A 22,477-nucleotide genomic window follows, 5' to 3' on the forward strand; every position below is an offset into this window, starting at 1 on the left:
CGGGTGTCACAGGGGGTGGCGCGGTCCCCGCGCGTAATGCCTGCGAAGGGAGCAAGCAGGAGCAGAACAAGCAGCTGCGAAGGAGTCCGTGTGAACACCACGCACGCCGTACCCGCCCCCGGACCGGCCCGCCACCCCGCGGCCCTGCTCGGCATCGGGGCCTACCGGCCCCGACGGATCGTCACCAATGAGGAGATCTGCCGCACCCTCGACTCGTCCCCCGAGTGGATCCTGCGCCGCAGCGGCATCAGCACCCGCTGCTTCGCCGGGCCCGGGGAGACCCTCGCCGAGATGGGCGCGACCGCCGCCGGCAAGGCGCTCGCCGACGCCGGCGTCGACCCGGGCGAGATCGACCAGATCCTCGTCGCCACCATGTCGGACGCCGGTCCGGCGGGCTCCGGCGCCCCACCCGGCGAACTGGCCGCGGAGATCGGCCGCCGGCTCGGCGTGCCCGCGGCCGCCTGGCAGGTCGGCGCGGCCTGCGCCGGCTTCACCGTGGGGCTCGCGCTGGCCGCCGCGTCCGTCGCCGGCGGTCAGGCACGGACCTGCCTCGTCATCGGCGTCGAGCGCATGTCGGACATCCTCGACCCGCGGGACCGCTCGACCGCGTTCCTGTTCTCGGACGGAGCGGGCGCGGCCCTCGTCGGCCGTGGCACGGAACCCGGTATCGGCCCCGTGGTGTGGGGGACGGACCCCGCGATGCGGGACGCGATCACCGTACGGGAGGAGCCGGAGCCGGGCCGTGCGGTCATCCGGATGCGGGGCTCCTCCGTCTTCCGCTGGGCGGTGACCCACCTGCCCGACGTCGTCCGGGAGATCCTCGCCCGCTCCGGGGTCGGCCCGGCCGACGTCCAGGCCTTCGTCCCGCACCAGGCCAACCTGCGCATCATCGAGGCGGTCGCGCAGAGCGTCGGCTTCCCCGCCGAGGTCGCCGTGGCCCGCGACATCGTCGACCAGGGCAACACCTCCGCGGCCTCCATCCCCCTCGCCCTGGACCGCCTGCGCACCTCCGGCACGCTCGCCGAGGGCGACCTGGCCGCCGTCCTCGGCTTCGGCGCGGGTCTGACCTACGCGGGCATGGTGATCCGCATGCCCTGACCCCACCCCCGCCCGCCCCGGGTGCGAGGCCCGCCCGCGCAGCGAGCGGGCCGTCGGTGCGGGGCGCCCGAGGCCCACCGGGGCGCCCGCGACCCACCGGGGCGCCGCCGGGGTGTCGCCGGGGTGTCAGACGTACGTCGGCGTCGGCCCCGTGCCGTGCAGCAGGGTGCGCAGGGTGTCGGCCTCCGGGACGGCCAGGGGGGCGGCCAGGCGCAGGGCGTGTCTCCACGGGCGGGACGGGTCGCCGTGGTGGGGGGCCGTGGCGGAGGCCCGGCCCCAGGACAGCAGGGCGCGGATCTCGCCCAGACGGTGGCCCGCCACCCGGTACAGCGCGGCCGCCTGCCGGTAGTTCGCGATCGCCGCCGCGCACCGGCCCGAGGCCAGGGCGCAGTCCGCCTCCGCCATGAGGGTCTGCGCCCGCACGAGCCGCATGTCGCAGCCCCGCAGGACGCGCCGCGCCCGCCGGCAGGCGGCCAGCGCCTCCTCGTACAGCCCCAGCCGCACATACGCCGACGCGCTCTCGGCCTGCGCGCGCGCCGCCGCCTGCGGATAGTCGATCTGCTCCGCCATCAACAGCGCCCTGCCGAAACTCCGCATGGCCAGCTCCGCGTGATCGGCCGCCGCCTCCACACTGCCCAGCCGGATCAGACAGTCCGCCTCGATGCGCGGGTCGGACAGATGCGGGATCGCCACATGCGCCTCGCGCGCCGAGGTCACCGCCTCGGCGTGCGCGCCCAGGTCGCCGAAGAGCTCCGCCCGGCAGGACAGCGCGATGGCCATCCCCTCGTGGAAGTCCATCTCACGGCTCGTCAGCATCGCCAGCTCGCACCACTGCTGCGCCTCCGCGTGCTCCCCCAACTGACGCAGCGACAACGCGACGTAGGCGGGCAGCCGGATCTGCCCGAACCGCGACCCCGACCGCTCCGCGAGCCGCAGCGCGTCCCGGAAGCCGCGCAGCGCCGAGGCGGGAGCGCCGGCGTCGTAGGCGTTGCGGGCCAGCCGGGCCACCGCGTTGGCCTGCCCCGCGAGGTCCCCCAGCTCCTCGTGGATGCGCAGGGCCGCCCGCATGTACCGGTCCGCGAGCCCCAGCACCCCCACCGACCAGTACGACCGGCCGAGCACCGCCAACGACAACGCCTCCCCGGCCCGCCAGGACGCGCCCCGGCTCACCGTCAGCGCCTCCCGGGCCCGCTGCCGCTCGGAGCGATGACGGCCCTCCCGGTACCGCGAGTCGGCGACGTTCAGCAGCATCGCCGTGTTCGCCCGCTCATGGCCCGCCCGGGCGGCCGCCCGCTGCGCCGCTTCCACCGCCGTGGACCAGTCGTCGCCGCCGGGATGCAGCCGTATGTAGCCCAGCATCGCGTCGGCCAGCCGCCAGCTCGCCGGCCCCAGCCCCAGCTCGGAGGCGAGCCTGATGGCCGCGCACAGATTGGTCTTCTCCCGGTCGAGCCAGGCCACGTCGATGTCCGGGCCCCTGCTCCCGGAGGCGTCCTCGTCACCGTCGCCCGCCGCGCCGGTCCGCCCCGCCCCGTCCTCCTCCGCGTCCTTCCCGCCCGGACCGGTCCCCGTCAGCGGCCGCCCGCCCCACGGCGTGAGCGCCGCCACGGCCGCCCCCCGGTGCACCCCCGACATCTGGATCCCGTCGGCGAGACTCGCCCGCTCCACCGCCTCCCGGTACCACTCCAGCAGCCGCAGCAGGACGTCCCGGCGCGCCTCCCACGGATCCTCCTCGGTGGCGCGCCCGACCGCGTACTCCTTCACCATGTCGTGCATCCGATAGCGGCGCGGCCCGTACTCGGCGAGCAGATTGGCCCGAACGAGCGCCCCGATCGCCTCCTCGAGCACGGCGAACGAGCAGTTCGCGAGCGCCGCGACCGTCTCCCGGCCGAACTCCGTGCCCGGCACCACCCCGAGCCGCCGGAACAGATACCGCTGCACCCCGGTCAGCTTGCCGTACGACAGGTCCAGCGCCCGCCCCATCGCCCCGTGCGCGTCCGCGCCGTCCGTCGTCGGGACCTGCGCGAGAAGCCGGCCCAGCGGTTCCTCGGGGTGGCTCGCGGCATAGGCGCCGCTGAGCCGCACGGTCAGCGGCAGCCGCCCGGAGGCCTGGACGATCCGGGTCGCCGCCTCCGGCTCCCTCGCCACGCGCGCACTGCCCACCAGCGAGACCAGCAGTTTCAGCGCCGACGCGTCGTCGAGGGCGTCCAGCAGCACCTCACCCGCGAAGTAGGTCGCGGTCAGCCCCGGCAGCCGCTCCCGGCTGGTCACCAGGACCGCGCTGCCGTCGACGCTCGGCGGCAGCAGATGACGTACCTGTTCGGGGCTCGCCGCGTCGTCCAGGACGAGCAGCACCCGCCGGCCGACCAGCAGCGTCCGGTACAGCGCGGCCCGCTCGTCGAGCCCGAAGGGGATGTCCGCGGCCGGCAGGCCCAGCGCGAGCAGCACCGAGACGAGGATCTCGGAGGGTTCGAGAGGCGGCAGATGCCGCTCGTGGCCCCGCAGCGACACGAACAACTGCCCGTCGGGGAACGCGGCGCCCGCCCGCTGCGCCCACCGCAGGGCGAGCGTCGTCTTGCCCGCCCCGGCCATTCCGCTGATCACGGCGAGATTGGTGCCCTGCGATCCGCCCGTCCCGCGCGAGGGTGTCAACAGCCCGTCCAGCGTGTCCAGTTCACGCTCCCGGCCCGCGAAGTACCCGCTGCTGACCGGCATCCGCAGCCGCTCGCGCGCCTGGGAGGCGACCGGGGTCGTGCCGCCCTCCGCGGCAGGGGAGGGCGCCGGGCGCAGCAACTGCTCCCCGGCCCGGCGCAGGGCCTCGCCGGGCCGTGTCGAGAGCTCTCGGGCGAGCCGGGACCGTACGGCCTCGTAGGTGCGCAGTGCCGCCGCCGGGTTGCCGCTGTCGCGGTGGGCCCGGATCAGCCGGAGGGCCAGCTCCTCGTCGTAGGGCCGCTCCTCGGTGAGCTGCTGCAGCGCAGGCAGGATCTCCTGGGGCCGGCCCAGCCGTAACCGGGTGTCGTAGTAGTCCAGGAGGGCCGTCTGCCGCTCGCCCTCCAGCGGGGTGCGCAGCGAGTCGACATGGGTGCCGCCGAGATCGCCGAGCGCGGCGCCCGACCACTGCGCCAGGGCGGCCGCCAGCAGCCGGGAGCGCTCCTCGTCGTTCCCGGCGTCGGCGGCCCGGGCCGCCAGGTCCCGGAAGCGGTACAGGTCCACGGCCGTGGGATCGACCCGCAGGACGTATCCGTTGGCCTCGGAGGCGAGGACCGGTTGCCCGGGTGCCGCGGCCAGGACCTTGCGCAGCCGGTGGGCGTACCCCGCGAGCGCGTTGCGCGCCCCCCGCGGCGGACGGTCGTCCCACATCAGCTCGCTGAGCCGTTCCGTGGGCACCACGTTGTTCACGTCCACCAGGAGGATCGCCAGCAGGCTGCGCTGGCGTGCGTGCCCGATGTCCAGGTCGTGCCGGCCGGACAGAGCCCGTACCGGTCCCAGCACCCGCAGGTCGATCACTGTTGACTCCGCTCGAGAGTGGATCGGACGCGAAGCTTCCGTGGTGCTCCTCCGCAGTCGGGGCCTCAAGGATTCCGGAGTCCGCGTGACGTGGCAAAGCCCTCCGGGATATTCCGCCGCCCGCGTCGGCGGCGCACTTGAGTCGGAACGGCCCCACCAGGCGTATACCTCTGCGGAAGGCGCTGCCGTGTCCGGACTGGTACTGAGGCGTCGCTGACCGTATTGGCCCGGCCGTGGCAGAATCAAACGGCCGGAAGGGGGCGCGGCCCGACGGGAGGGAGTAGCGATGCCTGCGAGCATCCTCGGAGAGGTCGGCCACCTCTCCGAAGCGGCGTTGAGACGTGACAAGAAGGCCACCCGGCTCAGCTGCCCTTCCTGCGGTTCCGCCTTCGTGGCCCAAGTCCTCGGCGACAACGGCGGGATCTCCTACGTGTGCACGGCCTGCGGCCACAGCTGGAGCTGATTCATGGGTGCCCACAGGCGGAAGTGCGACTGGTGCGGCAGTGGCACCCCGATCGTCCGCGACATGGAACCGGTCAACCCCGACTACCAGTACTGGTGCGAGGAATGCGCACGGGCGCTGATCATAAAGGGGGACCCCATCGAGACGTACCGCGAACTGGAGGGCGAGCCGATCTACGGCCGGCTCCTCGAGGAGCACTGCACGCTCAAGCGGTTCTATTCGTTCGTGACGGCCTGACCGGGACTTCTTCCTTGGAAGTTCCGGTCAAACCGGACAGACCGGAAACGATTTGGTGGTCCACCCCCCGGACCGTGTAATGTTGGCGTCGCCGCCAGGGAAACCGGGCGGAACAAAGCAAGGGGCTATAGCTCAGTTGGTAGAGCACCTGCATGGCATGCAGGGGGTCAGGAGTTCAAATCTCCTTAGCTCCACAGCGGAAAGATCCCGCCGGTCCGATCGGACCGGCGGGATCTTTTGTGTGTTTCTGTTCTACGACGGCTCCTCTACGACGGCTCTTTCACGACGGCTCCTCTACGACGCCGAAGGGGCCGCCTGTTTCCAGGCGGCCCCTTCCGGATGCGGGAGCGGTCAGCGGCCGAGCGCGCGCCGGCCGCGGCCCTGGGAGAGCACCGGGAGGTTCTTGGCGGGCGCGGAGCCGCGCGTGTCCTCCTCCAGGCGCAGGGCGAGCGCCGGGCAGCGGCGCACCGCGCGCAGCGCCTTCGCCTCCGCGTACCGCGGCACCTTCGCCTGGGCCACGGTCGGGAATCCGTCGGCGCCGAGTTGGAAGACCTCCGGGAGGATGTCCGCGCACAGACCGTGGCCCCGGCACAGGGTCCAGTCGACGTAGATCTTCTGGCGGCTGTCGCCGGTGTCCTGGGACGCGCCGCCGCTCGTGATGGCCGCGGGGGCCATGCCCTCCTCGAAGAGCGGGAGAACGCCCTCCACCGGCCGTCCGCAGCCGTTGCCGAGGACATGCGCCGCGAGGTCGTCGGTGAACGCCTTGATGGTCGACTCGATGAACATCGCGGAGCCGTCGGGGTGCGAGCACGCCCCGCGCCGCTTGACGTTCTTGGCGACCTGCTTGAGGGCCTCCAGCGCGGCCGGGCCGCCGCCGTTGATGATGTCCTCCATGCCGCGCGCGGCGGCGGGCAGACCGAGGTAGCAGGGACCGCACTGTCCCGCGCTCTCGTCGGCCAGCCACTGCGCCACCCGCAGCGACTCGCCCAGCGGGCAGGTCTCCTGGCTGATCGGCAGGATCGCGCCGGCGCCCAGCGCACCGCCCACCGCGTCCAGGGAGTTGCGGGAGACGACCGCCTCGTTGACGGTCGCCGCGTCGATCCACTTGCCGTGGTAGCCGCCGGTCAGCACACCCTGCGGCACCGGCGGGGCGCCGGCGAGCTGAAGGACGTACCGCAGCGGGACGCCGGTGGGGACCTCGATCACCATGGGGCGGGCGACCGCGCCGGAGACGGTCAGCATGACGGTGCCCGGCTCGTCGTAGAGGCCGGTGTTGCCGTAGCGCTCGGGTCCGATGCGGGCGGCGATGGCGAGCTGGGCGAACGTCTCGGCGTTGGACAGCAGGGTCGGGGCGCCGCCGACGCCGCTCTGCGAGGCGCTGGTCTTGCGGCCGGGCGGGATCGCCGGGCCGCCGTCGATGGAGCGGATCAGCGACGCGGCGGCGCCGGTGACCATGCGGATCGGGTTGCGCTGGACGAAGGCCTTCAGCGCCGAGCGACGGCCGGTGCCGAGGCCCCGCTCGGCCAGGGCGGCCTCCATGGAGCGCTCGGTCGACTCCCGGGTGACCCCCACCACGAGCGTGCGGGCACCGAGGGCCTCGGCGACCAGGAGGGCGCCGTCGAGGATGAGATGCGGGGCACGGTTGATCAGCACCGTGTCCTTGCGGCAGGCCGGTTCGTCCTCGCTGCCGTTGACGACGACGACCGGCCGGACACCGCGCTTGATCGCCGCGTCGGCGACCGAGCGCAGCTTCTTGTGGAACGGGAAGCCCGCGCCGCCGCGTCCCTTGAGGTTGATGCGTTCGGAGAGCTGCGCGAGCTTCTCCCCGCCCATGGGTTCGAGCGGCCCGTGCACCTTGAGGTGCATGGGCAGGTCAAGTCTCTCGACAAGGTCGAAGCCCGACGTGAGCTGCGGAAGGCCGACCACGCGGACTTCTGGGACGTCGGGCAGGGCCTCGTTCACCTATAGCCTCCGGAAGGCGTGTTCCAAGGTTCGCCCGAACCCGGATTGTCCGTGGACGCTCCGGGCGATGGTGCACTGGCGGGACCGCTGTTGTACGTGTCGTTCGAGTTGTACGTGCCGAACTGGGCGTTCGTCTCACCGGTGTCGTACACATCACGTGCGCCGTACCCCGCGGGGCCCGCGTTGCCGTAGACGGGGATGTTGAAACCGGTGTCCTGCAGCGGGTCGTACGCCGACGGGGGCGCCTCGCCGACCGGCGGCGGGGACGGGATCGGCCAGCTTCCCGAGGTGCTGCCGCCGGTGTCCATGCGGGGCATCGCCGCGGTGGCCTGCATGTCGGACACGTTCATCCGCGCGGTCTGGTCGGCCGCGCCCGCGTACGGCTGCTGCCCGCCGGGCATGTTGGCCGAGCGGTAGGCGGCGGCGTACCCGCCCCCGGTGTCCGCGCCGGCCGGCATGCCGAACAGGGACGAGCTCTGCGGGGCGCCCCGGCCGGCGTCCCGTGCGTCGTCCCGGGACGCCCGCGAGGACCGGGAGGGGCGCTCGTAGTCGCCCTCGGCCATCCGCGCGCGGGAGGCCTCCAGGCCCTCCATGGCGTAGCGGTCCTGGGTGCCCATCATCATGGTGATCTTGTCGGCGACCCTGCGCTTGAACTGGCGCGGGGCGGCACGCAGCAGCAGGGCCGCCATGACGCCCACCAGGCAGAGCTGGTAGGAGATCATGAAGAACGGCTTGGCCGCTCGACCCGCGTAGAGGCCGTGGATGAGGGCGGCGCACAGGGCCGGGTAGGCCAGCATGTGCATCGCGCGCCAGCGGGCGGCGACCTCGGCCGGCGCGGCGAACTGGTTGCGCAGGGCGCCGGTGATGCCGACGAAGATCATGAGCAGGCCGGCCGTGGAGCCGAGGCCGATCAGGAAGCCGATACCGGTGATGCCCTGGGAGAACGGGATCAGCGCGGCGAGCAGGACGGTGTGCTCCAGCGCGATCTTGACGGTGATGTGCACCAGGAGGAAGGCGATCGAGCCGACGGCGGTCACCCGGTGGATGCCCTGCGCGATGATGCGCTGACGGGTGTTGAGGATCAGCCGGTCCTGGGCGACCAGGCCCCAGATGACCGAGCAGGTGAGGCACACCAGCGACAGGACGCCCGCGCCGAAGTTGAGGAAGGCCTGGACCTGGTCCCCGCCGGCGAGCACCACGATGGGTATGAGGACCAGGAGGACAGCCGAGGCCACCCCGTAGGCCGACCGGCCGGGTTTGGGGAGCGAGCTGTTGTTGAGAAGAGGGTTCATGGGGGCAACTCCGAGCAGTTTCGGGAAAGCGGTCCCGCTGCCGAACTCTAAGCGGCTCCATACCGATGGGTACGAGGTTTGAGTTATTGCGTTGTTATCAAGTGACCATCTGGGCGGGACGATGTCCCTTTAGTTGCTGTTACGCGAAGTAATCCTTGACCTTTGTTCAACTTCGGCCGGGTGTGCCCGGTGTCCGTAGGTCATACGTAAGTCCGTCGCAGCTTGCTCAACCCCTGCGGTACCCTAGCGCCATGCGTGCCGTACGCCTTCTGCTTAGCGAGCCGCGCTGATCAGTCCCGAACGCCGGTGGACCGGACGGTTCGGCATCGGCGCGGCGTCCCCTCCTGTGCGAGGGGATTTTTCGTTTCCGGGAAGTCCGGGACGTCGCAGCAGTCGGCAGAGACGATCGATGGAGCTTTGAGGATCATGAGCGAGACGAACCCCGCTGCCGCCACCGGCATGGCGGCGGATGCCGCGCCACACCGCTACACGGCGGCGATGGCCGCCGAGATCGAGGCACGCTGGCAGGACTTCTGGGACGCCGAGGGCACCTACGCCGCCCCCAACCCCACGGGCGACCTGGCCGGGGACCCCGCGGTCGTCGCCCGCCCCAAGAAGTTCATCATGGACATGTTCCCGTACCCCTCCGGTGCGGGTCTGCACGTCGGCCACCCCCTGGGCTACATCGCGACCGACGTCTTCGCGCGCTTCCAGCGCATGACCGGCCACAACGTCCTGCACACCCTGGGCTTCGACGCCTTCGGCCTGCCCGCCGAGCAGCACGCCGTCCAGACCGGCGAGCACCCCCGGGTCACCACCGAGGCCGCCATCACCAACATGAAGTCCCAGCTCCGCCAGCTGGGCCTGGGCCACGACAAGCGCCGGTCGTTCGCCACGATCGACCCGGACTACTACAAGTGGACCCAGTGGATCTTCCTGCAGATCTTCAACTCCTGGTACGACGACGAGGCCGGCAAGGCCCGTCCCATCGCCGAGCTGATCGCCCAGTTCGAGTCCGGTGAGCGCGGCGTCCCCGACGACACGCGCGCGTGGAACGAACTGACCGCCACCGAGCGCGCCGACGTCCTGGGCGGCTTCCGGCTGGCCTACGCCTCCGACGCACCCGTCAACTGGTGCCCCGGCCTGGGCACCGTCCTGGCCAACGAGGAGGTCACCGCCGACGGCCGCTCCGAGCGCGGCAACTTCCCCGTCTTCAAGGCCAAGCTGCGCCAGTGGAACATGCGCATCACCGCCTACGCCGACCGTCTGCTGGACGACCTGGACGCGCTGGACTGGCCCGAGGCCATCAAGCTGCAGCAGCGCAACTGGATCGGCCGCTCCGAGGGCGCCCGCGTCGACTTCCCGATCGACGGCGAGCACATCACCGTCTTCACCACCCGCCCCGACACCCTGTTCGGCGCGAGCTACATGGTCCTGGCGCCCGAGCACCCGCTGGTCGACAAGTTCGTGCCGGCCGCCTGGCCCGAGGGCACCCACGACGTGTGGACCGGCGGGCACGCGAGCCCCGCCGAGGCCGTCGCCGCCTACCGCGCCCAGGCCGGCTCCAAGTCCGACGTCGAGCGGCAGGCCGAGGCCAAGGACAAGACCGGCGTCTTCACCGGCGCGTACGCCACGAACCCGGTCAACGGCGAGCGGATCCCCGTCTTCATCGCCGACTACGTCCTGATGGGCTACGGCACCGGCGCCATCATGGCCGTCCCGGCCGGTGACCAGCGCGACTTCGAGTTCGCGCGCGCCTTCGAGCTGCCGATCGTCTGCATCGTCGAGCCGACCGACGGCCGTGGCACCGACACCGCCACCTGGGAGAACGCCTTCGGGTCCTACGACGCGAAGATCATCAACTCGTCGAACGACGACATCTCCCTGGACGGCCTGCCCGTCGCCGAGGCCAAGGCCCGCATCACCGAGTGGCTGGCCCGCAAGGGCATCGGCGAGGGCACCGTCAACTTCCGGCTGCGCGACTGGCTGTTCAGCCGCCAGCGCTACTGGGGCGAGCCCTTCCCGATCGTCTACGACGAGGACGGCGTCGCCCACGCCCTGCCCGAGTCGATGCTGCCGCTGGAGCTGCCGGAGGTGGAGGACTACTCGCCGCGCACCTTCGACCCGGACGACGCCGACACCTCCCCCGAGACCCCGCTGTCCCGCAACGAGGACTGGGTCAGCGTCACCCTGGACCTGGGCGACGGCCGTGGACCGCGCGCGTACCGCCGCGAGACCAACACCATGCCCAACTGGGCCGGTTCCTGCTGGTACGAACTGCGCTACCTGGACCCGCACAACAGCGAGCGGCTGGTCGACCCCGAGATCGAGCGCTACTGGATGGGCCCGCGCGAGGGGCAGCCGCACGGCGGTGTCGACCTGTACGTCGGCGGCGCCGAGCACGCCGTACTGCACCTGCTGTACGCCCGCTTCTGGTCCAAGGTCCTGTACGACCTGGGACACGTCTCGTCCGCCGAGCCGTTCCACAAGCTGTTCAACCAGGGCATGATCCAGGCCTACGTCTACCGCGACAGCCGTGGCTTCCCCGTGCCGGCCGCCGAGATCGAGGAGCGCGACGGCGCCTTCTTCCACGAGGGCCGGCCGGTCAAGCGCGAGCTGGGCAAGATGGGCAAGTCCCTGAAGAACTCCGTCACCCCGGAGGCGATCTGCGCCGAGTACGGCGCCGACACCCTGCGGCTGTACGAGATGGCGATGGGCCCGCTGGACGTCTCGCGCCCGTGGGACACCCGCGCGGTCGTCGGCCAGTACCGGCTGCTGCAGCGCCTGTGGCGCAACATCGTCGACGAGACCACCGGTGAGGTCACCGTCGTCGACACCGACGCCGACGAGCCCACGCTGCGCGCGCTGCACAAGGCGATCGACGGGGTGCGCCAGGACCTGGAGGGCCTGCGCTTCAACACCGCCATCGCCAAGATCACCGAGCTGAACAACCACCTGACCAAGGCGGGCGGCGCGCTGCCGCGCACCGTCGCCGAGGGCCTGGTGCTGCTGATCGCCCCGCTGGCCCCGCACATCGCCGAGGAACTGTGGCGCAAGCTGGGCCACACCGACTCGGTCGTCCACCAGGACCTGCCGGTCGCCGACCCGGCCTACGTCGTGGACGAGAGCGTCACCTGCGTCGTCCAGATCAAGGGCAAGGTCAAGGCGCGCCTGGAGGTGTCCCCGGCCATCTCCGACGAGGAGCTGGAGAAGGTGGCCCTGGCCGACGAGAACGTCGTCAAGGCGCTGGACGGGGCCGGGATCCGCAAGGTGATCGTGCGGGCGCCGAAGCTGGTGAACATCGTCCCGGCGTGACGTCCCCTAGGGGTCCTGTGCGGGCAGGTTCGGGGTTCTTCTGGAACTCCGGGCCTGCCCGTCTCGTTTACCGTTTGATGGGGGAACAAACAGAGGCACGCGAACCGATGAGGGAAGCGAGCCGCTCGAGGAGGAGCTCGTGGAAGCAGTGATCGCAGTCGTCGCCCTGCTCTTCGTGCTGCTCGCGGTGCTCGGCGTCTATGCGACGGTGAAGGCGGTCGGCGCCGCCAAGCGCGGGGTGGACCGCACCATCGACCAGGCCCGCCGCACCGTCGAGGACCACACCCTGCGGGCCAAGTCCTTCGCCCAGCCCGGACCGGCCGGCGAGATCGCCCAGCTCCGGCTGAAGCTGCGCACCTCGATGCGGGCCACCCAGGACGCGCTGCAGGCGGGCGTGTCGGGGGACGAGTCCCTCAGGGAGTCCCTCGGCCTGTTCCAGCGCCTCAGCGCCCACGGCCGTGAACTGGACGGCGAGCTCAAGCGGCTGGAGTCCGAGCCCGACCGGGCCAGGCTCGCCGAGCGCCTGCCGTCGCTGCGCGAGCGCACCGACCGCGTCACGTCCTCGGCGGACTCCCTGCGCTGGGCGGCCCGCGACCGTGCCCGCCGCTTCGCCGAGGACGATCTGGACTCCCTCAGCGCCCAGATCGACGTCGAGGCCGGCGCCCTGCGGCACTGGACCACCCCGGACGCCGGGCAGGAACCGACGGCGACCGGGGCCCGACCGGCGGAGGAGCCGAGGACCACCGCTCCGCGTGCCGCACAGGAGCCCACCCGCCCCGCGATCGACCCGACCGGACCGCGCCCCACCTACCCCTGGCAGAAGAAGCCTCGCCCCGAAGCGTCCGGTATGTGATCCGTACCGGATTCGGTCAAGGCCTGTCCAGGCGAGAGGGGCCGGGCTGCCGTCCACGCGCTACGCCAGGTAACCTCCAGCTCATGTCCCGCCATGTCGCGATCGTCACGGATTCAACGGCCTACCTGCCGCAGCGGACGATGGAGCGTCACGGCATCACCGCGGTGCCCCTGACCGTCGTCCTCGGCGGCGAGGCCCTGGAAGAGGGCACCGAGATCTCGACCCGCTCCCTGGCCCAGGCACTGCAGAAGCGACGCCCCGTCACCACCTCGCGCCCCAGCCCCCAACTCTTCGCCGAGACCTACCGCAGAGCCGCCGAGGCCGGCGCCACCGGCATCGTCTCCCTGCACCTGTCCGCCGAGTTGTCCGGCACCTACGACGCGGCGGTCGTCGCGGCGCGCGAGGCACCGGTGCCGGTGCGGGTGGTGGACACCGGCATGGTGGCGATGGCGCTCGGCTTCTGCGCGCTCGCCGCCGCCGAGGCCGCCGAGTCCGGCGGCACGGTGGACGAGGCGGTCGCCGCCGCGGAGAAACGAGCCGACGGCACCTCCGCCTATTTCTACGTCGACACCCTCGACTATCTGCGCCGCGGCGGCCGGATCGGCGCCGCCCAGGCCCTGTTGGGCTCCGCGCTCGCGGTGAAACCGCTGCTCCAGCTCGACGCGGGACGCATCGACCTCCTGGAGAAGGTGCGCACGGCGTCCAGGGCCATCGCCCGCCTGGAGGAACTCGTGGCCGACCGCGCGGGCGACGTGCCGGTCGACATCGCCGTGCACCATCTCGCCGCTCCCGAAAGGGCGTCCGCGCTCGCGGACCGGCTGCGGGGGCGGGTGCCCGCGATGGCGGACCTCCATGTGAGCGAGGTCGGCGCGGTGATCGGGGCGCATACCGGCCCCGGACTGCTGGGCGTCGTGGTGTCGCCGAGGTGAGGAGCCCCATCGCTCGCGCATCACTCGTGCGAGTGGCGGAGTTGTCCACAACTGTGGAGTGATCCACGGAAATTGAGCAAGATCATCGCGATCTGGCGAAGTGTCCGATCCTCGGGTCATGGCACTTCGATCACGCTCACGCTCTCGCACCCAGCACGCGACCAGCGGCCCCGGCCGGGCTCCCGGCTCGGACGGCCGGACGCGGCAGGCCCCGGCGGAGGAACTGCGCCGACGGGCGGAGGCGCTGTTCGCGCCGCGCACCGGCCACGGGGCACTCCGCCGGGACGACGGCGTCGGTGAGACGCGGGAGGGCCCGCCCCCTGAGCCGGAGCCGCAACCGACCGCGCCCCCCACGGACCGGACCGGCCGCCCGCGCGAGCGGTTCCGGGCGGCGCTGTGGGAGCGGATGCCGGTGTGGATGCAGACGCGCTGCGGCATGGAACGCGGGAGCGCGCTCGCCCTGACGGTGGTACTCGTCGTCGCCGTCGGCTTCGCCGCACAGCACTTCTGGACCGGGCGGACCGAACCCGTGCGCACCCCGGAGGTGGTGCGGGCGGCGGCCCCCCTCCAGGAGAGGGCGACGGCGCCCGCACCCTCCGCCTCGGCCGGTACGCCCGGCGCCGAGATCGTGGTCGACGTCAGCGGCAAGGTCCGCAGGCCGGGCATCCACCGGCTCCCGGCAGGTTCACGCGTGGTCGACGCGCTGAGCGCGGCCGGCGGGGTCCGGCCGGGGACGGACACCGACGGACTCAACCGCGCACGGTTCCTGGTGGACGGCGAACAGGTCGTCGTCGGGGGCCCGGCGCCCCCGGCCGTCCCGGGACCGGCCGGCGCCGGGACGGCGGCCGGACCGTCGGCTCCGGTCTCCCTCAACACGGCCACCGTGGACCAGCTCGACACCCTCCCGGGCGTCGGCCCCGTCCTGGCGCAGCACATCGTGGACTACCGCGCTCAGCACGGCGGCTTCCGCTCGGTGGACGAGCTGCGCGAGGTCAACGGCATCGGCGAGCGCCGCTACGCCGACCTGCGCACCCTCGTACGGCCATGAGGACGACCGGAGAGAACACCTCGCCCCCTCGCCCCGAGGACGAGCCCACCCGGGTCGACCTTCCCCCACCGTCCCGTAGCACCGTGCACGCCCTCTCCGGCAACCGGCTGGGAGACGCGCATCCGCGGCGGGAAGGGCCGGTGGATCTGCGGCTGGTGCCGCCCGCACTGGCGGCCTGGGCCACGGCGGCCGTCACCCTGGGCGCGGCGCCCCCGGTCGTGGTCGGCCTGGTGTGCGGCTCCCTGCTCCTGGCGGTCGTGCTGCTGGCGGTGCGCGGCCCCGGCGGCGGCCGGACGCGGGTCGCCGTCGCCGCCTCGCTGCTCTGTGCAGCCGCGGCGGCAGCCTCGGCCGGGCTGCACGGGGCCGATCTGCGGCGGGGTCCGGTGCCGGGGCTGGCGAGGACGTACACGACGGTGACCGCCGAGGCCGAGCTGACCTCCGATCCACGGCTCACCCGGCCCCGGATCAGCGGGGACCACATGGTCCCGGACTCCGTTCTGATCGACGCGGACGTGCGCCGGATCGAGGGCCCGCACGGAAACGCGGTCGCGACCCGGACGCCGGTGCTGCTGCTGGTGGACGTCCGGGCGGGCAGGCGGGAGGCGGCCGGGGCGTCCCCCTGGCTGGGGCTGCTGCCCTCCACCCGGGTGCGGGTGACCGGGCGGCTGGCCCCACCGCTCACCGGAGGGGACCGGATCGCGGCGGTGCTGCGGGTACGGGGCCGTGCCGTGCCGGAGGTCGTGCGGGAGCCCACGGCGGTCCAGCGGACGGCCGGCCGGCTCAGGTCGGGCCTGCGGGAGGCCACCGACGGGCTGCCGGCGGACGCCCGGGCGCTGCTGCCGGGGCTGGTCGTCGGGGACACCGCGCGGATCACCCCCGAACTCGACGAGGCCTTCAAGGAGACGGACCTCGCCCACACGCTCGCCGTCTCCGGCAGCAACCTCACGATCGTCCTCGCCCTGCTCCTCGGCCCGCCCGGACTGGCCCAGCAGGTCGAACGCCGGGGCCTGGCGCCCCGCCTCGGCATCCCGCTGCGGGCGACCGCGCTGCTCGGCGGAGCGCTCACGCTCGCCTTCGTCGTGGTGTGCCGGCCCGACCCGAGCGTGCTGCGGGCCGCGGCCTGCGGGGCGGTCGTGCTGCTGGCCCTCGCCACCGGCCGCCGCAGATCCCTCGTCCCGGCACTGGCGACGGCGGTGCTGCTGCTGGTGCTCCACGACCCGTGGCTGGCCCGGAGTCCCGGCTTCCTGCTGTCGGTGCTCGCCACCGGCGCCCTGTTGCTGCTGGCGCCGCGCTGGAGTGCCGCGCTGCGCGGGCGCGGGGTGCCGCCGCGGTGGGCGGAGGCGCTGGCGGCCGCGGGGGCGGCGCAGGCGGTGTGCGCACCGGTCGTGGCGGTGCTGTCGGCACGGGTGAGCCTGGTGGCGGTGCCGTGCAACCTCCTCGTGGAGTTCGCGGTGGCGCCGGCGACCGTGCTGGGCTTCGCGGCGCTGGCCGCGGCACCCGTGGCGATGCCGGCGGCCAAGGCGCTGGCCTGGTGCGCGAGGTGGCCGGCCGACTGGATCGCCTGGATCGCGCGGACCGGGGCGGCGCTGCCCGGCGGGGGAGTGGACTGGCCCGGCAGCTGGGGCGGGGCGCTGCTGCTCGCCCTCGTCACGGCGGCGGTGGTGCTGCTCGGCAGGCGGCTGCTGAGCCGGCCGTGGCTGTGCGCGCTCTGCGGGGTGGTGTTCCTGCTGGCGGTGGTGCGGCCGCCGCCGCTCACCCGGGTGCTCACGGGCTGGCCGCCCCCGGGCTGGCGGCTGGCGATGTGCGACGTGGGCCAGGGCGACGCGACGGTCCTCGCGGCGGGCGAGGGCACCGCGGTGGTGGTGGACGCCGGGCCGGACCCGGAGCCGGTCGACCGGTGTCTGCGCACGCTCGGCGTCACCAGGGTGCCGCTCGTGGTGCTCACCCACTTCCACGCCGATCACGTGGCCGGACTGCCGGGGGTGCTGAGAGGGCGGGAGGTGGGCGCGATCGAGACGACGGGCTTCGAAGAGCCCCCGGAGCAGGTGGAGTTCGTACGGAGTCAGGCGCGGGCGCGGCAGCTTCCGGTGCTGCGGGCCGTGGCGGGGGAGCGGCGCCGGGCCGGGGCGCTCGACTGGGAGGTGCTGTGGCCGCCCCCGGATCCGGCGCCGCCGCCGGACGGCCCGAACGACGCGAGTGTGACGCTGCTCGTCCGGTCGGGCGGTCTGCGGATGCTGCTGCTCGGGGACCTCGAACCCCCGGCCCAGCGGGCGCTGTCGCGGTCACCGGCGGCCGGCCTGGTGCGCCGGGTGGATGTCCTCAAGGTGGCCCATCACGGCTCGGCCTACCAGGACCCGGACCTGATACGGGCGGTGGCGCCCCGGCTGGCGTTGATCTCCGCGGGGGCGCAGAACCCCTACGGACACCCTGCGCCCAGTACGGTCGCGGCGCTGAGGACGGGCGGTGCGACGGTGCTGCGGACGGACCGGGACGGGGCGCTGGCGGTCACGGGTACGGGCGGGTCGCTGCGCGTCGCGCGAGACTGAGGGCATGGACGCCGCTCACCTGGATGCCGCTCATGTCGATGCCGCTCATGTCGATCCCGCTCACCTGGACGCCCGCCTGGTCGACGCCTATCTGCGCCGCCTCGGGACCGGCCGCCCGCCCCGGCCCACCGCCGACGCCCTGGCCGAACTGCACCTGAACCACCTGCTGGCCGTGCCCTTCGAGAATCTGTCGGTCCAGCTCGGTGAGCGGATCGTGCTGGAGGAGAGGCGGTTGGTGGAGAAGGTCGTCGAGGAGGGGAGGGGAGGATTCTGTTACGAGCTGAACGGGGCGTTCGGGTCGCTGCTGGCGGCGCTGGGGTTCGAGGTGACCTTCCTGGCGGCCCGGGTGTTCGGGGCACCGGGGCGGCTGGGGATCCCCTACGACCACATGGCGCTCCGGGTGGGGACGGCGGACGGCGGGACCTGGCTGGCGGACGTGGGGTTCGGGGCGCACAGTCACCTCCCGCTCCGCTGGGCGGACCGGGGTGAGCAGCGGGACCCCGGCGGGGTCTTCCGGATCGACGAGGCCGAGGGCACGGACGCGGGAGATCTGGACGTCGTGCGGAACGGCTCGCCGCAGTACCGGCTGGAGGTCAGGCCGAGGGCGCTCGGGGACTTCGTGGCCGGGGCGTGGTGGCACAGCACCTCGCCGGAGTCGCACTTCACCCGGTCGCTGGTCTGCTCGCGGGTGACCGGGGACGGGGGCAGGATCACGCTCAGCGGACGGCGGTTGAAGGTGACGGCACCCGAAGGGGACAGCGTGGAGCGGGAGTTGGTGACGGACGAGGAGGTGCTCGGGGTGTACCGGGAGCGGTTCGGAATCGTGCTGGACCAGGTGCCGGAGGTGCGGGCGGCGACGGCATGACGGTGCCGGAGAATGGCGTCGTGAGCGATGTGAGACATGTGCTGGTGCTGCCCGACCGCGACGCGGCGGAGGAGGCGGCGGAGGCCCTCGCGGAGCGCTTCGGCGTGCGCGAGGAGCCGTTGATCGTCCGGGACGCGCTGGCGGGCGAGGACGACGCCGAGGACGTGCAGTGGTTGGTGGTGCTGCGGGACGAGGAGGGGCGACTCGGAGCGGAGGAGCTGGGGGAGTTCGCGGCGGAGTGGGAGGGGTGGCGGGAGGAGCCGTAGGCTCCCCGCGGGCGCGGCGAACCGCGCACGCCCCCCCGCACCCCGCACCCCGCAGCCGCACGACGACCCCCTGTCGGTGCCCCGTGCGATGCTGTACCCGATGGCCAAGAACACCGCACATGACGATCCCCTCACCCCGGTGACGCTCGCCGTGGGGCAGGAGGAGCTGCTGCTCGACCGGGCGGTGCAGGAGGTGGTGGCCGCCGCCAGGGCCGCCGACGCCGACACGGACGTACGGGACCTGACCCCCGACCAGCTGCAGCCCGGCACGCTCGCCGAGCTGACCAGCCCCTCGCTCTTCGCGGAGCGCAAGGTCGTGGTCGTACGCAACGCGCAGGACCTGTCGGCCGACACGGTCAAGGACGTGAAGGCCTACCTCTCGGCGCCCGCCGAGGAGATCACGCTGGTGCTGCTGCACGCCGGCGGGGTGAAGGGCAAGGCGCTGCTCGACGCCGCGCGCAAGGCGGGGGCGCGGGAGATCGCCTGTCCGAAGATGACGAAGCCGGCCGACCGGCTGGCGTTCGTACGGCAGGAGTTCCGGGCCACCGGGCGGTCCGCGACGCCCGAGGCGTGCCAGGCGCTGGTCGACGCCATCGGCAGCGATCTGCGGGAGCTGGCCTCGGCGGTGACCCAGCTCGTCGCCGATGTCGAGGGAACCATCGACGAGGCCGTCGTGGGGCGGTACTACACCGGCCGGGCCGAGGCGTCGAGCTTCACCGTGGCCGACCGGGCGGTGGAGGGGCGGGCCGCGGAGGCCCTGGAGGCGCTGCGCTGGTCGCTGGCCACCGGAGTCGCACCCGTGATGATCACCAGCGCGCTCGCGCAGGGCGTGCGGGCCATCGGCAAGCTGTCCTCCGCGCGCGGCGGCCGGCCCGCCGACCTCGCGCGGGAACTGGGCATGCCCCCGTGGAAGATCGACCGGGTGCGCCAGCAGATGCGGGGCTGGACGCCGGACGGGGTGGCGGTCGCGCTGCGGGCCGTGGCCGAGGCGGACGCCGGGGTCAAGGGCGGCGGGGACGACCCCGGGTACGCCCTGGAGAAGGCCGTGGTGGCCATCGCGCGGGCGGCCCGCTCCAGAGGACGGTAGGGACTCACCAGGGGACAATCGTGCGTATCGGCCCCTATCGCCTGGACAAGGAGAGGTGGCGATCGCCGTGGCTGAACACCCGCACGCGAAAATCGTCCGCGAGGGCTACGAGGCATTCCAGCGCGGAGACATGGACGCCCTGCGCGGGATGATGACCGGGGACTGTACGCACCACGTCCCCGGCTCCCACCCGCTCTCGGGGGACTACAAGGGGATCGACTCGGTCCTGGACGACTACTACGGCCGGCTCTACTCGGAGACCGGCGGATCGTTCCGCGTCGAGCTGCGCAATCTGTTCGTGGACGGCCGCGGGCATGTCATGTCGGTGCACCACTTCACCGCCGACCGGGGCGGCAAGCACATCGACGAGATGGGCGGGATCGTCTTCCGGATCGTGGGAGACAGGATCAGCGACCTCGACGAGTGCGTCGCGGACATGGAGAAGGCCGACGAGTTCTGGATGTGACCCGGTGCCGGAGGTGACCCGGTGCCGCATGTGACCGGGTACGCCGAAGGCCCCGGCCCCCGCCCTGGGCAGGACGGGAGGCCGGGGCCTTCGGTTGAAGCCGGTGAGCCCATACCCGCGTGGCGAACGCAGGCCGCGTACGGGCTCGGGTGCCGGTCGGGAGCGGATGAGAGAGGGCCCGCTCGGGATCCTTCCGGCGATCGGACCAGAAAGGTTCAGCCCTGGAGGGACGCGACCTTGGAAGCCAGCGCCGACTTCTTGTTGGCGGCCTGGTTCTTGTGGATGACACCCTTCGAGACAGCCTTGTCGAGCTGACGCGCGGCAGCGCGCTGGAGCTCGGTGGCCTTCTCGAGGTCACCCGCGGCAGCGGCCTCACGGGCCTTGCGGATCGCGGTCTTCAGGGAGGACTTGACGGCCTTGTTGCGCAGCCGAGCCTTCTCGTTGGTCTTGATCCGCTTGATCTGGGACTTGATGTTCGCCACGAAGTAAGCCTCTTCTTGTTCTGGTTTCCTAGGTGCCTCGCGCTGAGAGGGCATGAGACACAGCTGCCCACGTTACCAGCGGCCGCGAGAATGGCCCAAACCGGCCCCCGGTCGCCGCCCGTGGGACCATGGAGCCTACGTATCGATCCGACCCGAGGCATAAGGCGCCTCAAGAGACAGGACCCTGCGTGCCCGCGACCCCTAACAATGTGCCCGAGCCGAGCCGTACCGACCCGGCTCTGATCCGCAATTTCTGCATCATCGCGCACATCGACCACGGCAAGTCCACGCTCGCCGACCGGATGCTCCAGCTGACCGGTGTGGTCGAGCAGCGGCAGATGCGTGCTCAGTACCTCGACCGGATGGACATCGAGCGCGAGCGCGGCATCACGATCAAGTCCCAGGCGGTGCGGCTGCCGTGGGCTCCCACCCACGACAAGACCAACACGCACATCCTCAACATGATCGACACCCCGGGGCACGTCGACTTCACGTACGAGGTCTCGCGGTCGCTCGCGGCCTGTGAGGGGACCATCCTCCTCGTCGACGCCGCCCAGGGCATCGAGGCCCAGACCCTCGCCAACCTCTACCTGGCGATGGAGAACGACCTCACGATCATCCCGGTGCTCAACAAGATCGACCTTCCCGCCGCCCAGCCGGAGAAGTTCGCGGAGGAGCTCGCCAACCTGGTCGGCTGCGACCCGGACGACGTGCTGCGGGTCTCCGCGAAGACCGGTGTCGGCGTCGACGCGCTGCTCGATCGGGCCGTACGGGACATCCCGGCGCCGGTCGGCGTCAAGGACGCCCCGGCCCGCGCGATGATCTTCGACTCGGTCTACGACTCCTACCGGGGCGTGGTCACGTACGTCCGAGTCATCGACGGCCAGCTCAACAAGCGTGAGCGGATCCGGATGATGTCGACCGGCGCGACCCACGAGCTGCTGGAGATCGGCACCAACTCGCCCGAGATGCTGTCGGCCGACGGTCTCGGCGTCGGTGAGGTGGGCTATCTGATCACCGGTGTGAAGGACGTCCGCCAGTCCAAGGTCGGCGACACGGTCACCAGCCAGGTCAAGGGCGCGACCGAGGCCCTCGGCGGGTACAAGGACCCGAAGCCGATGGTCTTCTCCGGTCTGTATCCGCTGGACGGCTCCGACTACCCGGAGCTGCGCGAGGCCCTGGACAAGCTCCAGCTCAACGACGCCGCCCTGGTCTACGAGCCGGAGACCTCCGCCGCCCTCGGCTTCGGCTTCCGTGTCGGCTTCCTCGGCCTGCTGCACCTGGACGTGATCCGCGAGCGTCTCGAGCGCGAGTTCGGCCTCGACCTGATCGCCACCGCGCCGAACGTGGTCTACCGCGTGGTCATGGAGGACGGCAGCGAGCACGTCGTCACCAACCCGAGCGAGTTCCCCGAGGGGAAGATCAGCGAGGTGTACGAGCCGGTCGTGCGCGCCACCATCCTGGCGCCGACCGAGTTCATCGGCTCGATCATGGAGCTGTGCCAGACCCGGCGCGGCACCCTGCTCGGCATGGACTACCTCTCCGAGGACCGGGTCGAGATCCGCTACACCCTGCCGCTCGCCGAGATCGTCTTCGACTTCTTCGACCAGCTGAAGTCCAAGACACGGGGCTACGCCTCGCTGGACTACGAGCCCACCGGCGAGCAGACCTCCAGCCTGGTCAAGGTCGACATCCTGCTGCACGGCGACAAGGTGGACGCCTTCTCGGCGATCACCCACAAGGACGCCGCGTACGCGTACGGCGTGCGGCTCGTCGCCAAGCTGCGCGAGCTGATCCCGCGGCAGGCGTTCGAGGTGCCGATCCAGGCCGCCATCGGCTCCCGGGTCATCGCCCGCGAGACCATCCGCGCCATCCGCAAGGACGTCCTCGCCAAGTGCTACGGCGGTGACATCTCCCGTAAGCGGAAGCTGCTGGAGAAGCAGAAGGAAGGCAAGAAGCGTATGAAGATGGTGGGTTCCGTGGAGGTTCCGCAGGAAGCCTTCATCGCCGTCCTGAGCAGCGACGACGCCGGTGGGTCGGGCAAGGGCAAGAAGTAGCCCGTTC

At 72.3% G+C, this 22,477-nt stretch carries 17 protein-coding genes and 1 tRNA gene; 14 read left to right on the top strand and 4 right to left on the bottom strand.

The genetic code is table 11. The annotated features are described in order from the left end of the window. Positions 1–90 precede the first annotated feature (90 nt). Positions 91–1,098 (top strand): beta-ketoacyl-ACP synthase 3, encoded by a 1,008-nt coding sequence (locus OG852_RS32570; RefSeq protein ID WP_330349826.1) that lies wholly within the window; start codon positions 91–93, stop codon positions 1,096–1,098. 126 nt (positions 1,099–1,224) lie between these two features. Here the strand turns inward: OG852_RS32570 and OG852_RS32575 are convergent, their stop codons facing one another. Continuing rightward, positions 1,225–4,602, bottom strand: coding sequence for an AfsR/SARP family transcriptional regulator (locus OG852_RS32575; protein WP_330349827.1), 3,378 nt, complete (start codon positions 4,600–4,602; stop codon positions 1,225–1,227). A 286-nt stretch (positions 4,603–4,888) separates the two neighbouring features. Here OG852_RS32575 and OG852_RS32580 point away from each other — a divergent pair, with 286 nt between their 5' ends. From OG852_RS32580 to OG852_RS32590, 3 genes are all read left to right on the top strand, one after another. Beyond that, complete coding sequence (locus tag OG852_RS32580; RefSeq protein ID WP_133911701.1) at positions 4,889–5,065, top strand: hypothetical protein; 177 nt, start codon at positions 4,889–4,891, stop codon at positions 5,063–5,065. 3 nt (positions 5,066–5,068) lie between these two features. After that, entirely contained in the window at positions 5,069–5,302 is a 234-nt protein-coding gene (locus OG852_RS32585) for a hypothetical protein (protein WP_003976229.1), read from the top strand. Positions 5,303–5,423: 121 nt separating this feature from the next. Next, positions 5,424–5,496 (top strand) — tRNA-Ala (locus OG852_RS32590). A gap of 157 nt (positions 5,497–5,653) precedes the next feature. Here OG852_RS32590 and OG852_RS32595 read toward each other — a convergent pair. Together OG852_RS32595 and OG852_RS32600 are read right to left on the bottom strand one after the other, a co-directional pair. Next, complete coding sequence (locus OG852_RS32595) at positions 5,654–7,264, bottom strand: NADH-ubiquinone oxidoreductase-F iron-sulfur binding region domain-containing protein (RefSeq protein ID WP_133911702.1); 1,611 nt, start codon at positions 7,262–7,264, stop codon at positions 5,654–5,656. Continuing rightward, positions 7,261–8,556: a cytochrome b/b6 domain-containing protein gene (locus tag OG852_RS32600; protein ID WP_330349828.1), complete on the bottom strand. Its 1,296-nt coding sequence runs from the start codon at positions 8,554–8,556 to the stop codon at positions 7,261–7,263. The genes OG852_RS32595 and OG852_RS32600 overlap by 4 nt, the downstream gene beginning before the upstream one ends. A gap of 426 nt (positions 8,557–8,982) precedes the next feature. On the opposite strand from OG852_RS32600, the gene leuS reads away from it, so the two are divergent. From leuS to OG852_RS32645, 9 genes are all read left to right on the top strand, one after another. Further along, positions 8,983–11,871 (top strand): leucine--tRNA ligase, encoded by a 2,889-nt coding sequence (leuS, locus tag OG852_RS32605; protein WP_133911703.1) that lies wholly within the window; start codon positions 8,983–8,985, stop codon positions 11,869–11,871. A 139-nt stretch (positions 11,872–12,010) separates the two neighbouring features. Continuing rightward, the gene (locus OG852_RS32610) at positions 12,011–12,724 is read left to right on the top strand and encodes a hypothetical protein (protein WP_330349829.1); all 714 of its coding nucleotides are present in this window, start codon (positions 12,011–12,013) and stop codon (positions 12,722–12,724) included. Between the two features lie 83 nt (positions 12,725–12,807). Beyond that, entirely contained in the window at positions 12,808–13,653 is an 846-nt protein-coding gene (locus tag OG852_RS32615; protein ID WP_133911705.1) for a DegV family protein, read from the top strand. 118 nt (positions 13,654–13,771) lie between these two features. Continuing rightward, a complete protein-coding gene (locus tag OG852_RS32620) occupies positions 13,772–14,701 on the top strand; it encodes a ComEA family DNA-binding protein (RefSeq protein ID WP_330349830.1) in 930 nt (309 codons plus the stop codon). Continuing rightward, positions 14,698–17,247: a ComEC/Rec2 family competence protein gene (locus tag OG852_RS32625; RefSeq protein ID WP_443064586.1), complete on the top strand. Its 2,550-nt coding sequence runs from the start codon at positions 14,698–14,700 to the stop codon at positions 17,245–17,247. Before OG852_RS32620 ends, OG852_RS32625 begins: the two co-directional genes overlap by 4 nt. A gap of 4 nt (positions 17,248–17,251) precedes the next feature. Next, entirely contained in the window at positions 17,252–18,112 is an 861-nt protein-coding gene (locus OG852_RS32630) for an arylamine N-acetyltransferase family protein (protein ID WP_133911708.1), read from the top strand. Between the two features lie 20 nt (positions 18,113–18,132). Beyond that, entirely contained in the window at positions 18,133–18,378 is a 246-nt protein-coding gene (locus OG852_RS32635) for a hypothetical protein (protein WP_330349831.1), read from the top strand. Positions 18,379–18,478: 100 nt separating this feature from the next. Further along, positions 18,479–19,465, top strand: a complete 987-nt coding sequence (gene holA, locus OG852_RS32640) for a DNA polymerase III subunit delta (RefSeq protein ID WP_208117114.1) — start codon at positions 18,479–18,481, stop codon at positions 19,463–19,465. 67 nt (positions 19,466–19,532) lie between these two features. Beyond that, a complete protein-coding gene (locus OG852_RS32645; protein WP_133911852.1) occupies positions 19,533–19,931 on the top strand; it encodes a nuclear transport factor 2 family protein in 399 nt (132 codons plus the stop codon). A gap of 215 nt (positions 19,932–20,146) precedes the next feature. Here the strand turns inward: OG852_RS32645 and rpsT are convergent, their stop codons facing one another. Next, on the bottom strand, positions 20,147–20,413 hold the full coding sequence (gene rpsT / locus OG852_RS32650) for a 30S ribosomal protein S20 (RefSeq protein WP_133911710.1): 267 nt from the start codon (positions 20,411–20,413) through the stop codon (positions 20,147–20,149). Between the two features lie 188 nt (positions 20,414–20,601). On the opposite strand from rpsT, the gene lepA reads away from it, so the two are divergent. Beyond that, complete coding sequence (gene lepA, locus OG852_RS32655) at positions 20,602–22,470, top strand: translation elongation factor 4 (protein ID WP_133911712.1); 1,869 nt, start codon at positions 20,602–20,604, stop codon at positions 22,468–22,470. Positions 22,471–22,477 lie beyond the last annotated feature (7 nt).

The organism is Streptomyces sp. NBC_00582 (assembly GCF_036345155.1).
Taxonomy (GTDB): Bacteria; Actinomycetota; Actinomycetes; order Streptomycetales; family Streptomycetaceae; genus Streptomyces.